Here is a 12,916-nt window from a genome sequence, read left to right as displayed (position 1 = left end):
CGGCTCAGACGCGACATATCACCATCCGTGAAGGTATTACTGCATGAAAAAAATTGTCATTGTTGAAGATGAAAAAGCCATACGAGAAAACTATCTCGATGTATTAAAGAAACATGGCTACGATGTTCAAGGTTATGACAACCGGCCAGATGCCCAAGCGGCATTCTCTGAACAGCTGCCGGATTTGGCCATTATTGATATTGGTCTACAAAATGAAATCGATGGTGGTTTTACCCTGTGTCAGGCCCTGCGCGCCATGTCCCCGACGATCCCGATTATATTTCTGACTGCACGAGACAGTGACTTTGACACCGTTTGTGGACTTCGGATGGGTGCCGATGATTACCTGACCAAAGATATTAGTCTTCCGCACCTCATTGCCCGCATTGCCGCTTTATTCCGCCGTAGCGATTTAATGACGACACCAACCGAGCAAGATACTCTGCTGGTACGAGGCCCGCTCACCATTGATAAAAACAAGATGCAAATTTTCTGGAATAACCAGCGGATTGAGCTGACGGTCACCGAATTCTGGATGGTCTACGCCCTTGCCAAACGCCCAGGCCATGTCAAAAGTCGCTATGACTTAATGGATGACGCCCAAGTTGTGGTTGATGACAGTACAATAACTTCACACATCAAACGTATTCGCAAAAAGTTCATCCAGTTTGATGCGAGCTTCGACTGTATTAATACCGTTTACGGCATGGGCTACCGCTGGGGCGCATAACAAAAATGAATAACCGCTTAAATCTGACCTTTGGCTTACGTACCAAAGTGATCCTGATCGCCAGCTTATTGCTTAGCCTTCCTTGGCTAGGCTATAACTATATTCTCGAAATGGAGAAAATATTACGGCAAGGCCAAGAGCAAACATTGATCGGAACAACCCGCGCCGTTGCAACCGCGCTGAATGAGCGACCAAACCTGTTTAGTGATCAAGCCAGCTTTCTTCACTCAGTGCAAAAAGGCCGAGATCTCTACGCCTATGAACTAACCGCTCCCATAAAACTGGATGGACAACTGAGTGACTGGTCAGATTATGACGACAAACTAATTGATTACGGTCGCGATTACCTACAATTTAGCCGACGCCCATATAGCACTAATAGTATTCACTTTCGTCATTTAATTGGGAAATATGACGGCTACCTTTATGCCGCGTTTGATGTCACTGACAATTTCCCGGTTATGCGACGTAAAGGGTCGGCTCGGGTCGATCGTAACGATTACATGATCATTGCCATGACGTCACCCAACGGTGATTTTAATCGTTATGTTATCTCAGCGTATAACGACGGTTGGGTCAATGCGTGGCAAATTAACGGGGACATCAGCGATCCTGCCGCACTGACACTTGAAAACCAGATTCAGGGGTACTGGCATACATCTTCGCATGGCTATAACATTGAATTACGTATTCCACTCTCCATGCTGGGGAATAAGCTTGGCTTTGCATTCTATGACGTTAACAGTACACGCAGTCGAGACGTTGAAACTATTATTGGCACATCAAACACCAACCATCAGAATCGACTCGGTACCGTACTGGTTCCCTCGCCGGAAATCGACAATATCCTTAAAGGCATGGGCCATACCAGCTCTGTTATTCGCGTAATAGATAAGCATCAGCGTGTTTTAGCCCAAACTGGCGATATCCAGCAATCAAATGGCGTATGGTCATCCTCGGTTAAATACAGTAATAACGATGCATCATGGTGGTCAACCATAGAAGAAAAATGGCTGCACCCTCTTTACTACCGTTATCTGATTGATGCGCCTGTTTCCTTTGAAGATTCACTCAAAGATGCCGCTAAAGTGCAAGGCGTACATATTTCTCAAGCGCTTGCAGGTCGAGGCTACTCGCACTGGCGACAATCTGAAGATGGTAAAGCGATGATCCTTGCTGCGGCCTACCCTATTTGGCTCGGCGATAATGTTATGGGCGCCGTCATCGCCGAAGAATCTACCGTTGGGATCCAAACTCTGCGTAACCGCGCCATGGAAACACTATTCAACGCGATTATTGCTATCATCGTGGTGGGCACATTTACCCTGTTACTTTTCGCCTCTAAAATCTCTGGCCGTATCCGTAAACTACGTGATGAAGCCGAACAGGCCATTGACAGCCAAGGTCGCATTCTGAATGCCATTACCGCATCCGACAATACCGATGAAATCGGTGATCTTAGCCGTAGTTTGGCGGCAATGGTGACCCGTTTAGGACAATACAATCACTATCTTGAGAACCTCTCATCAAGGCTTTCTCACGAACTTAGAACGCCTGTTGCTGTTGTTCGTTCATCCATAGAAAACCTCGCCATGCAGGAGCAGGATGAGGAATCACAACGCTATATCGATCGTGCGCAAGAAGGTGTCCAGCGATTAAGCACGATTCTATCAAGCATGACAGAAGCAACCCGAATAGAGCAAAGCCTTCAGGGCGCGGAGAAAGAACGTTTTCCATTAAACGAACTTGTTACCGGCTGCATGCAGGGCTACCAAATGGCCTACGCCCAGCAACAATTTGAAACGACGGTCAGCGACAATATTATGGTGATGGGAGCGCCGGATTATCTTGCTCAGCTACTCGACAAACTCATCGCAAATGCCGTTGATTTCAGTGCTAATACCGATCCAATTTCGGTTTCTCTGATACAGCAACAAGGTAGTGCCTGTTTATGTGTCAGTAATATTGGCCCCTTACTACCGGTTGATATGGAAGATCAACTGCTTAATTCAATGGTCTCGGTACGCGGACAAGACAAGCAACTAAAACCTCATCTGGGTCTCGGGCTTTTCATTGCACGGTTAATTACAGAGTTTCATCAGGGCACAATTTCACTGAAAAACAGGCAAGATAAAAATGGTGTCGACGTTACAATCACATTGCCGACTACGTCATGACAGTGACAGAAAATAATCCAATCGCAACAGCAATGGCGACAACAATTAGCACCACCTCAAAAATCATGTTTCGCATAAGAATTTGCTCGTGCAAGGTACAGAAATCAAGTCAATCTTAACTTGATTTCACCAACTAACTTGTTATCTCACTATAAGAAGTCTTCATCCTACTCTGTCTGGCTAAATCTACGCTGAACAGTAAGATAGCGCATTATAAACAGTGCTCATACTTTACGACTTATCACTCACTTAAACAGTAATGCCATGAAAAAACACCATTTCCTTTGGATCATTTATCGAAAACCGCACAGCAAGCCATTGCATTCAGAGTGAAATAAAAATAGATATAGGTCTTTTATACAGCACTGATTCAGGGTATGTAGCATCAATGAGAGTCAGTTCATTCTTATGTACAGCCGTTTTAGCCCTTTATCATCACCATGCAATGAGTGTGGAACTGCCTATTAACCAATACACTGCCTTTCAAACCTTAGTTAATTTTCAAATCAGCTCAATCCAACTCCCCATCAACATTGAAGAAGAGCCTATTACCCTCATGGGGACTGATTTAAATGAGAATTCGGTAAGGGATGATTACGAAGAGACTTTATTAAAAAACTACCAACAGCCAGAATACGTCGCGATGGGTATACTGGCAGCCAAGCAATGGCAACAGATAGTCAATATCGTCTCTGATACTGACTGGCAGGCGAGTGAGCGAGAAGCCCACTTCATGCTAAATACCGACAAGGCCATTACTCAATGTTATAACAACCTGCGTAAACAACAACCGGATCTCTTTCTTCCTGCTGACGCTTATTTTAATACTTCTCTGCGCACCGCCGCTCGGCAAGCAGCCACAAGAAAATTAATCAACGCTATCGATAAAGCACCACATAAGCATATGGATGGATTAACGGGCAAGCCGTCCTGTTATGTGTTTAAAATACTCTTCGACACCTACGTTCCGGAAAATACCGATCTCCAATAATAAACATTAGTCATTAACCGTCCGTACCTTCTGTTGTTCGTCCTCTTCCAGCAATGTCTCAGCTTGTGCCGTTAACGCTTGCTCTTTCTCTGCGATCGCCGTGTATTGCGCCTCACAAACACTTTCTGTTACCCCATCATCACCATAGGTATTCATACAATGTGTCATATAGTCCTCGAATTCCATCATCACGGGATCCGCAACAGCAGCTTCAGAGAGAAAGAGTGGACCAATAACAAGACAAATAGCATGTAGACGAATACAGCAGCGCTTAATCATGATAACTACCTCACTTATAGCCATACCCACAATCAACGGGTATAGCTATAAAGAAAGATGATTTAGCACGATTACGCCAACCTGAAAATGAGAAAAAAAGGAGCTATACAGCTCCTCTATACTTAAATTACGTCAATATGCATACCTTAAAGGGATATCAGCGCACAAATTACCGTCAGCCACGTACATAATTCTGTGGTACAAACGGCATTTTCTCGACAATCATCGGCAACTTTTTACCACGTACTTCGGCAAAAATAGCGGTCCCCAGCGCTGCGTAATCGCTTTGTACATACGCCATTGCCACAGGCATCCCTCTGGTTGGGCCAAATGTTCCACTGGTAACAATCCCTATTTCATGATCGTCTGCATCAAACAGCTTACTGCCTTCGCGCACTGGTGCTTTTGACTGCCCCACCAAACCCACCCGCTTACGACTAATGTCTTTGGTTTCAATTTGCTCAAGAATAATTTCAGCGCCAGGGAATCCACCAGCACGCTCACCATCAGCACGACGCGGCTTACTAATACCCCATAACAAGCTGGCTTCTACGGGCGTGGTGGTCGTATCAATATCATGTCCATATAAGCAGAGGCCACATTCCAAACGCAGAGAATCACGTGCCCCCAGACCAATCCACTCAACCTCTTCTTGATCCAATAGCGCACGGGCAAGCGGCTCGGCTTTATCTGCGGGAACAGAAATTTCATAGCCATCTTCACCGGTATACCCCGACCGGCTGATCAGGCACTCAACACCGACTAAATCCAACACGGCGGCATCCATAAACACCATATTGTTCACCGCCGGGTTCAAACGCGCTAATACCTCCGCAGCTTTGGGTCCTTGAATGGCCAACAGGGCACGATCTTGCAAAATCTCCATCGTCACATCATCAGGCAAGTGTGCCTGAATATGAACGATATCTTGTGCCTTGCAGGCGGCATTCACCACCACAAACAGATGATCGCCAAATTTCGTCACCATCAGATCATCTAAAATGCCACCCTGCTCATTGGTAAAGAATGCATAACGCTGCTTGCCTACCGGCAAATCGATAATATCAACTGGTACCAACGCCTCTAGCGCTTTAGCCGCATTTTCACCATGTAAACGCAGCTGACCCATGTGTGATACATCAAACAAACCAGCAGCCTCACGACAGTGTATATGTTCTTTACGTACACCCAGTGCGTACTGTACGGGCATATCATAACCTGCAAAAGGAACCATCTTAGCCCCCATCGCAATGTGTAGTGCATGTAAAGGTGTTACCAGCAGTTGTTGAGACATACGTTTGTACTCCATACACCGCGAGCAAAGCGGCAAAACTCCAATCGACCGTTACAGTCATGTTAAATGCAATTTCTTATAGTAAACAAAGTTTCCTGACGTTAAAGCCGTGTCACTCACATTATTGGCAATAAGGATACAACACTAAAATTAACATAAGCACAACACATGCACTCTGACAATATTCGGAAAGGGCCACCTGAATTGTTAAAATAATCTATATACCGGCAAGCACCGTTATGACGCCGTTACCCATAATATCAGGGCATCATCTCTACTCAATGTCGCGACCATATGTCCCATATTGGCATCGTAGTAAACCGAATCCCCTTCGCTAAGAGTGACAGGTTCGTAGAACTCGGAATAAAACGTGATCTGTCCATCCAGTACCAATAAAAACTCCTCACCGTCATGTCGGATCCAATCCGAATAATCATCAAAAGATCGGGCTCGTACACGTGATTTAAACGGCATCATCTTTTTATTCGTCAACTGTGTCGCCAACAACTCATGTTCATAAGTTGTTGTTGGATGGGGTTTCCCCTGATCATTACGCGTAATATCACGGCGTCCTGTCGCGGTGATCTGCTTCGGTGGTTCAAAGAGCTGAGGAATATCAACCTTTAAACCACTCGCCAACTTTTGTATGGCTTGGAAGGTCGGTGAGATCTGTTCATTCTCAATTTTTGACAGTGTCGAGCGTGCCAGTCCGGTTCGCCTGCTGGCTTCTTCTAACGTCAAACCATGAGCTGTACGAATCTCTTTTAATCGCTTTCCCAACTGCAGAGGCTCAATCTTCTCTGCTATTTCGACTTCTTGACCTTTCACAACGGTCATCGATGGATATACATCGACTGATTGTCCATTACTCATACACCCTTCCTTGACCACGCAGTGAGTAACAACACTAACTCTTTCGCAACATGCCAAATGTTAACAAAATAGTTCGACAACCAATACAGTCTAGGAATTACACTCAAAAAGCAAACAGCCACTCAAGACGGTGATGATTAAAGTGCGCAACATTCCACTATTGGAAATTTTTATTTGAAAGCCTAACTACAGATGCGTATGTTACATAGTTGTTGAGCAACAATGTCACTAACAAAACCTCTTTATCTTACTTACGGCTTGGCAAAACCGCCCAGCCAGAGACTATTCACCGCCTCTTCGGAAAGATTGCGCAAGGAGTTTTACATGGAAAATACACTGAAGTTCACTGAAAGCCATGAGTGGGTACGCGATAACGGTGATGGCACTATCACGATGGGTATCTCTAACCACGCACAGGGCCTGCTGGGTGATGTTGTATTTGTTGACTTGCCAGATGTTGGTGATGCGACACAAGCAGGAGAAACATTCTCACTGGTTGAATCAGTAAAAGCCGCATCCGATATTTACTCACCCATCACCGGTGAAATCATCGAAATTAATGAAGAATTAGAAGATAGCCCAGAACTTGTTAATGACGAACCCTATGAAGGTGGCTGGATAGCAAAAATCAGGATCACCGACGTTGAAGAACTCAGCAATTTAATCGATGGTGAAAAATACCTCGCGACCATCGAAGAAAACTAAAAGACCAAGGCTTTCAATTTCCTTCAGGTTGAAGGCCTTTCTTATTTAAAGACCGTCAATTTTTCGATGATCCCTACCATTGCATCATGCTCACATGCAATAGGTAGTCACTGTTCAGGAAAGAACCATGACCGACATGACTCTGCTACAAACACTCTGTGACGATAATGAATTTGCAGGTCGTCACAATGGCCCGGGTTCAGCACAGCAGAAAGCAATGCTTGAAACCATCGGCGTAACCAGTCTTGATCAGCTGATCGAACAAACTGTTCCAGCAGCAATCCGTTTACCCAACCCTATGCAGCTTGCCCCACCTCAAAGCGAAGCAGATATGCTGGCCTCACTCAAAGCCATTGCCAGCAAAAATACCATTCATCGCAGCTTTATTGGACAAGGCTACTACAACACCTTTACGCCTAATGTCATCCTTCGCAACGTACTCGAAAATCCGGGCTGGTACACCGCTTATACCCCTTATCAGCCCGAAATATCACAAGGTCGCTTAGAATCACTGCTGAACTATCAGCAGATGATAATGGATCTCACCGGAATGGAACTGGCGAATGCGTCACTGCTCGACGAAGCAACCGCTGCAGCAGAAGCCATGACCTTGTGCCAACGTGCCAGTAAAAGTAAAAGTAAGGCCTTCTTTCTCTCAACTGACTTACACCCACAAACGGTCGATGTGGTCCGTACCCGTGCTGGCTTCATTGGCATTGAAATCATCATTGGCCACATTGATGACCTGAACAAGCACGATGTCTTCGGTGCACTGGTTCAGTACCCTGGAACTACGGGTAACATTACCGATCTGACTGACACCATTGACCAAGCTCATACCCAAAAAACATTGGTCGCAGTGGCGTCTGATCTGTTAGCGCTGACACTGTTAAAATCGCCAGGGGAAATGGGGGCCGATGTCGTTATTGGCTCTGCCCAGCGTTTCGGCGTGCCCATGGGCTTCGGTGGCCCACATGCAGGTTTCATGGCAACCAAAGATAAACACAAACGTACTATGCCGGGTCGAGTCATTGGCGTATCAAAAGATAGCCACGGCAACCAAGCACTGCGCATGGCGATGCAAACCCGCGAACAGCATATCCGCCGAGAAAAAGCGACCTCGAACATCTGTACCGCACAGGCACTGCTTGCCAATATGGCTGCCTTTTATGCGCTCTACCACGGACCAGAAGGCCTGAGGAAAATTGGCCGTCGCGTTCACCACTTAACCGCTATTCTTGCTGCAGGGCTACGAAATGCAGGGATTGAGCTGGCCAATGAAACCTTTTTCGACACCCTTACCCTGAACACTGGCAAACAAACAGCCTCGTTCTATCAACAGGCTCTGAATGCTGGGATTAACCTGCGTAAATACCCGTCCTCGGGTAATGGGGACCAGCTAGGGATCAGCCTTGATGAAACCACCAAGATTGAAGACGTCGAAGTGCTGCTAACACTATTCAGCGGGCAAAGCATGAAAGCCTCTATGTTCACCGCTGATATTGCCAACGATGAATTTGCGGCTATCCCAGTATCATGTCGTCGTACTAGCCGCTACCTGACCCATCCGGTATTTAACCAATACCACAGCGAAACGCTGATGATGCGTTACATGAAAACACTGGAAAACAAAGATTACTCACTCACCCACGGAATGATCCCGCTCGGCAGTTGCACCATGAAACTCAATGCTGCGGCAGAGATGATCCCAGTGACATGGCCTGAATTTGGAGCACTACATCCCTTTGCCCCAGCCGAGCAAGCCATCGGATACGCAGAGCTTGCTGATAAACTGTCTGCAATGCTATGCGAAATTACCGGTTATGATGCTTGCTCCCTACAACCAAACTCCGGCGCACAAGGCGAATATACCGGTCTGGTTGCTATTCAGCGCTACCATGAAGCCAATGGCGATCATCACCGTAATGTTTGCTTGATCCCAAGTTCCGCACACGGCACCAACCCAGCCTCTTCTGCTATGGTATCAATGAAAGTCGTGGTTGTTGGTTGCGACAAGCTCGGTAACATAGACGTCACGGATTTAAAATCGAAGATCGAACAGCATCGCGATAACCTGTCATGCATCATGATCACCTACCCTTCAACACACGGTGTCTATGAAGAAGCCGTGCAGGAAGTGTGTGAACTGGTACATGAAGCCGGCGGTCAGGTTTACCTTGACGGTGCGAACATGAACGCCCAAGTTGGCCTAACTAACCCTGGTTTTATTGGTTCTGATGTATCCCACCTTAACCTGCACAAAACCTTCTGTATTCCTCACGGCGGTGGCGGCCCAGGTATGGGGCCGATTGGTGTGAAAGCACACCTTGCGCCATTCCTTCCGGGTCATGTTGAAAACAGCGAAGATGGTCAACCTCAGTACGCCGTTTCTGCTGCGAATTTAGGTTCTGCCTCTATTTTACCGATCTCATACGCCTATATTGCCATGATGGGTGAAGCGGGTCTGACAGAAGCCACCAAGATCGCTATTTTGAATGCGAACTACATCATGGAGCGCCTACGCCCACACTACCCGGTACTTTACCGTGGCACGAATGGCCGTATTGCCCATGAATGTATTATCGACATCCGCCCAATCAAAGACGCCTCTAGCATCACTGAAGAAGACGTTGCCAAACGATTGATGGACTACGGCTTCCACGCCCCGACCATGTCATTCCCTGTTGCTGGCACACTGATGATAGAGCCAACAGAGTCTGAAGACATTGGTGAGCTGGATAGATTCTGCGACGCGATGATTGCCATCCGCCACGAAATCGCCCGCGTACAAGATGGCGAGTGGGATATCAAAGACAACCCATTGGTGAATGCGCCACACACCCAAGTGGATTTGATGGATGCCGAGTGGAACCGCAGTTACAGCCGAGAAATCGCCTGCTACCCATCAGCTCACACTAAAAAGGCAAAATACTGGCCAACCGTCAATCGCGTCGATAACGTGTTTGGTGACCGCAATCTGGTCTGTTCGTGCCCGGGCATTGAAAACTATGTTGATGGTTGATCCCTGTGATCATGTCATATCAAGTTGGAAACCGTGATAGGCTAGTACGAAGCGATAACAAAAGCGAACCATTGGGGTTCGCTTTTTACTTATTGGACTAAGTTATCTGGCGTTAATCAACTTAGAGTTCACTAACTCGAAAATGGACAGAAGTGAGTCAGTGACTTTTCTAAATTAGAAACTAATAAATTACTTCAAGTATGGCAAAGTCACTTAACTCGTTGTCCAATCTTATTGGTTCAGATTACTTTGCTTGTTAAGCCTAGCTCTGTAATTACTCAGCTTTTTGACATATTCTTTGATAAATTCACTATGTGTATGCTCTTTATCTAGCTTTATAACCCTTTGGATCTCAGTGCTTATTTCATCACATTGCTCGATAGTGGCGCCATCGTTGCCATATAGTATTCCGCTGGGCCATTCATGCTCGGAGTATTCGAGCCAAGACACTATAGCCTTAAGCAGCAGCAACCTAGCTTCATCATTTTCAGGATCAATTTCGTGGCTTTTGTTGTACAAACTTAACTCGCTTAACCATCCCAACTCTTCGTGAAGTTTCTGGGCTTGATATAGGTTTTGTGCAAGCTTTCCAAGCCAAAGAGTACTATGGAAATCATCATCTTCGTAGCCAACCTTTAAAATCGGGTACACCAGCTCATGGAATATCTCATGCCGAATTCGTGAATGACTATTTGTTTCTAGTTTTGGCAGATACTCCCACACCCATTCTTCTATCTCTCGTTCGTTATCGAATGATAAAATAAAGGCACGGAGAGATTTTGAAGCTTGTTTCTTCAATCCCTTTTCTTCGTATTCTTTAAACTCTTTAAAATCCTCGATATTCATAGATGCTCAACGTTATAGATACGGGGTAAAGCCACCATTTATGAGCATATAATGCAATCTTTCTTATTCACATACAACGCCAGCTCAGTAGCTTAGGTGTTTCGTCAAGACCTTAGAATGCAGCAAATCGTCAGGTACAACGCGAAACTACTTCACAAACCTTCGAATAACTTCTAGTAGGGCAAAGACGCATTAACGGGGTATGAATGATCCTTTACTCTAACCAAAAAAGGGGCACTTCTGAGTTACAAAGTGCCAACTGTTCACAATGAGTCAGCGAACTCATTAATTTAACATTTCATTCATGGATTATGTGAAGTCTTACAAAGCTTCTAAACAAGTAGACAAATTTAGTCATTCACGACAAACAAATGCATAAGCCTCATATGAACATCTGGATTAGAAGCTCGTTACAACTCTCTGCTGTTTAGTCATAACGAAATAAATTATAATGCACACTGTTCACATGTGACATTGACCAGCCGTTTAAAGGCTCATCATTATCAATATGCCACTGCATGCTCATTATGCTTGGCTATGTCTTGTCATTATTGGTTATTAAAGAGTTTAAAATGAAAAAGTACATTACTGCATTACTACTTGTTACCGCTCTAGCTGGTTGCGATGATGCATCTAAAGCGATTGATCAGGCACAAGAAGCCGCAAACAAAGCGGTTGATACCATGCAAGATAAAATGAACTCCGTTGATTTAACTCAGTTGAAGTTAGATCAACTTGGCGATGCGGCAGGATCAGCTAAAGAGTTGGCGTCATCTGTAGAAGAAGCGTTAAACGTGAATTTCAGTGACCCTGCAGCATTGACAGAGGTAAAAGAACACATTGCAAATGCTTATAGCTGCTTGGTTGATGCATCATCAGAATCAACGGCTGAAAGGCTGATGGATAAAGTAATGGCAACAGTGAGCAATGAAGAAGCTCAATCTTTAATTGAAAAAGCTATTGCGAAAGCCAAAGAAGCACAAGAGTGTGTCATGTAATACTATTACATGAACAAAAACAACTGCGAAATCAACGTCGCAGTTGTTTTTATATTATGGTTAATTAAAACGCATAACTTGCACCGAAATGATATGACTCTGTTTCAAACTTATCGGCACTAATATATTGGTATTCCAAATTTAGTCCAAATCCAGAATTAAATCGATATTCCCATCCAATAGCACTATATAAACCATATTCTGTTGAACGTCGTTCAATATCATCTATTTCATAGCCAACCCTAATAGCGGTTCCACCAATTTTCCCATAAATGCTATTACCCCAAAGGAAAGGAAGATTTGCATAAAGAGCGGTACGTCCTGCAAGGTAATGAAAATTTCTCACATCACTGAGACCTAACCAGTTTAGGACACCACCACCGCCACCTCCCATGAAGCCGGCTTCAACCCCAAAATGAGGATTAAGCATATATCGATAGTAAATATCACCGCTCATACTCATATTTGATATCTGATAGTCAGCATCTTCACCAGCACTAGTATCAAAAGACTGAGACCCGACACCGCCAATATTCGCACCTAAAATGTGCGTTGAATTATCATAAGCATGAGAGATAGGCGTGATCAAAATCCCGCCAATCAATATACTCAACTTTAACACTGCATTCTTATTCACTATTCTACTACTCAACAGAATAAACAACATATAAACAACAAATCATCAACACTTAGAAATACCTGATTACCACCGAGCCTCAGCCAATTTGAGTAAGCGCTCAGGCATCGGTGCTGTTTGAATACTTGAGTGAATCAGGTTATCTATCATTTCTTCCAAATCAAATCTGCGATTGAACTTAAAGCAGAATTCAGCGAGATATCTCGGTAAATGCTTGTTGTTTATCGCATGGTAAGTTCCGTGCATTGAGTTTTTCACATTACTTATCATCGTGTTAACCCACTTGAAGTACGGTAATTCAACACAATCAGCACCACCGCCAGTGATAATGGCCAGATGGAACTCGTTTGCATCTTCTCTTCAA

At 44.9% G+C, this 12,916-nt stretch carries 11 protein-coding genes and 1 pseudogene; 6 read left to right on the top strand and 6 right to left on the bottom strand.

What is annotated here, in order from left to right:
- Nucleotides 1-43 precede the first annotated feature (43 nt).
- From pdsR to L4D12_RS01985, 3 genes are all read left to right on the top strand, one after another.
- On the top strand, nucleotides 44-730 hold the full coding sequence (gene pdsR / locus L4D12_RS01995) for a proteobacterial dedicated sortase system response regulator (RefSeq protein WP_428446147.1): 687 nt from the start codon (nucleotides 44-46) through the stop codon (nucleotides 728-730).
- 5 nt (nucleotides 731-735) lie between these two features.
- Entirely contained in the window at nucleotides 736-2,907 is a 2,172-nt protein-coding gene (gene pdsS / locus L4D12_RS01990) for a proteobacterial dedicated sortase system histidine kinase (RefSeq protein ID WP_428446146.1), read from the top strand.
- Nucleotides 2,908-3,295: 388 nt separating this feature from the next.
- The gene (locus L4D12_RS01985) at nucleotides 3,296-3,898 is read left to right on the top strand and encodes a hypothetical protein (protein WP_428446145.1); all 603 of its coding nucleotides are present in this window, start codon (nucleotides 3,296-3,298) and stop codon (nucleotides 3,896-3,898) included.
- A 6-nt stretch (nucleotides 3,899-3,904) separates the two neighbouring features.
- Here L4D12_RS01985 and L4D12_RS01980 read toward each other — a convergent pair whose 3' ends face one another.
- From L4D12_RS01980 to L4D12_RS01970, 3 genes are all read right to left on the bottom strand, one after another.
- Complete coding sequence (locus tag L4D12_RS01980; RefSeq protein ID WP_428446144.1) at nucleotides 3,905-4,177, bottom strand: hypothetical protein; 273 nt, start codon at nucleotides 4,175-4,177, stop codon at nucleotides 3,905-3,907.
- Between the two features lie 175 nt (nucleotides 4,178-4,352).
- A complete protein-coding gene (gcvT, locus tag L4D12_RS01975; protein ID WP_428446143.1) occupies nucleotides 4,353-5,471 on the bottom strand; it encodes a glycine cleavage system aminomethyltransferase GcvT in 1,119 nt (372 codons plus the stop codon).
- 237 nt (nucleotides 5,472-5,708) lie between these two features.
- On the bottom strand, nucleotides 5,709-6,344 hold the full coding sequence (locus L4D12_RS01970) for a helix-turn-helix domain-containing protein (RefSeq protein ID WP_428446142.1): 636 nt from the start codon (nucleotides 6,342-6,344) through the stop codon (nucleotides 5,709-5,711).
- A gap of 324 nt (nucleotides 6,345-6,668) precedes the next feature.
- On the opposite strand from L4D12_RS01970, the gene gcvH reads away from it, so the two are divergent.
- Nucleotides 6,669-7,049 (top strand): glycine cleavage system protein GcvH, encoded by a 381-nt coding sequence (gcvH, locus tag L4D12_RS01965; protein ID WP_428446141.1) that lies wholly within the window; start codon nucleotides 6,669-6,671, stop codon nucleotides 7,047-7,049.
- A 127-nt stretch (nucleotides 7,050-7,176) separates the two neighbouring features.
- A complete protein-coding gene (gcvP, locus tag L4D12_RS01960) occupies nucleotides 7,177-10,071 on the top strand; it encodes an aminomethyl-transferring glycine dehydrogenase (protein ID WP_428446140.1) in 2,895 nt (964 codons plus the stop codon).
- A gap of 231 nt (nucleotides 10,072-10,302) precedes the next feature.
- Here the strand turns inward: gcvP and L4D12_RS01955 are convergent, their stop codons facing one another.
- Nucleotides 10,303-10,917 (bottom strand): hypothetical protein, encoded by a 615-nt coding sequence (locus L4D12_RS01955; RefSeq protein ID WP_428446139.1) that lies wholly within the window; start codon nucleotides 10,915-10,917, stop codon nucleotides 10,303-10,305.
- 572 nt (nucleotides 10,918-11,489) lie between these two features.
- Here L4D12_RS01955 and L4D12_RS01950 point away from each other — a divergent pair.
- Nucleotides 11,490-11,915 (top strand): lipoprotein, encoded by a 426-nt coding sequence (locus L4D12_RS01950; RefSeq protein WP_428446138.1) that lies wholly within the window; start codon nucleotides 11,490-11,492, stop codon nucleotides 11,913-11,915.
- Nucleotides 11,916-11,979: 64 nt separating this feature from the next.
- Here L4D12_RS01950 and L4D12_RS01945 read toward each other — a convergent pair whose 3' ends face one another.
- Together L4D12_RS01945 and L4D12_RS01940 are read right to left on the bottom strand one after the other, a co-directional pair.
- Nucleotides 11,980-12,552, bottom strand: coding sequence for an outer membrane beta-barrel protein (locus L4D12_RS01945; RefSeq protein ID WP_428446137.1), 573 nt, complete (start codon nucleotides 12,550-12,552; stop codon nucleotides 11,980-11,982).
- Between the two features lie 66 nt (nucleotides 12,553-12,618).
- Nucleotides 12,619-12,909, bottom strand: a pseudogene (locus L4D12_RS01940) (transposase); the annotation flags it as partial.
- Nucleotides 12,910-12,916: the final 7 nt, after the last annotated feature.

Origin of the sequence: Photobacterium nomapromontoriensis (assembly GCF_050336815.1) — a bacterium.
Classification (GTDB): Bacteria; Pseudomonadota; Gammaproteobacteria; order Enterobacterales; family Vibrionaceae; genus Photobacterium; species Photobacterium nomapromontoriensis.
Note: the sequence above shows the minus strand (reverse complement) of the source record. Positions and strands in the feature narration are given on the sequence as shown.

Excerpts from the sequence above, each read along its gene's own strand:
- gcvP (WP_428446140.1), top strand. The coding sequence starts at position 7,177 with ATGACCGACATGACTCTGCTACAAACACTCTGTGACGATAATGAATTT.
- L4D12_RS01955 (WP_428446139.1), bottom strand. The coding sequence starts at position 10,917 with ATGAATATCGAGGATTTTAAAGAGTTTAAAGAATACGAAGAAAAGGGA.
- gcvT (WP_428446143.1), bottom strand. The coding sequence starts at position 5,471 with ATGTCTCAACAACTGCTGGTAACACCTTTACATGCACTACACATTGCG.
- L4D12_RS01985 (WP_428446145.1), top strand. The coding sequence starts at position 3,296 with ATGAGAGTCAGTTCATTCTTATGTACAGCCGTTTTAGCCCTTTATCAT.
- pdsS (WP_428446146.1), top strand. The coding sequence starts at position 736 with ATGAATAACCGCTTAAATCTGACCTTTGGCTTACGTACCAAAGTGATC.
- L4D12_RS01950 (WP_428446138.1), top strand. The coding sequence starts at position 11,490 with ATGAAAAAGTACATTACTGCATTACTACTTGTTACCGCTCTAGCTGGT.
- gcvH (WP_428446141.1), top strand. The coding sequence starts at position 6,669 with ATGGAAAATACACTGAAGTTCACTGAAAGCCATGAGTGGGTACGCGAT.
- L4D12_RS01970 (WP_428446142.1), bottom strand. The coding sequence starts at position 6,344 with ATGAGTAATGGACAATCAGTCGATGTATATCCATCGATGACCGTTGTG.
- L4D12_RS01980 (WP_428446144.1), bottom strand. The coding sequence starts at position 4,177 with ATGATTAAGCGCTGCTGTATTCGTCTACATGCTATTTGTCTTGTTATT.
- pdsR (WP_428446147.1), top strand. The coding sequence starts at position 44 with ATGAAAAAAATTGTCATTGTTGAAGATGAAAAAGCCATACGAGAAAAC.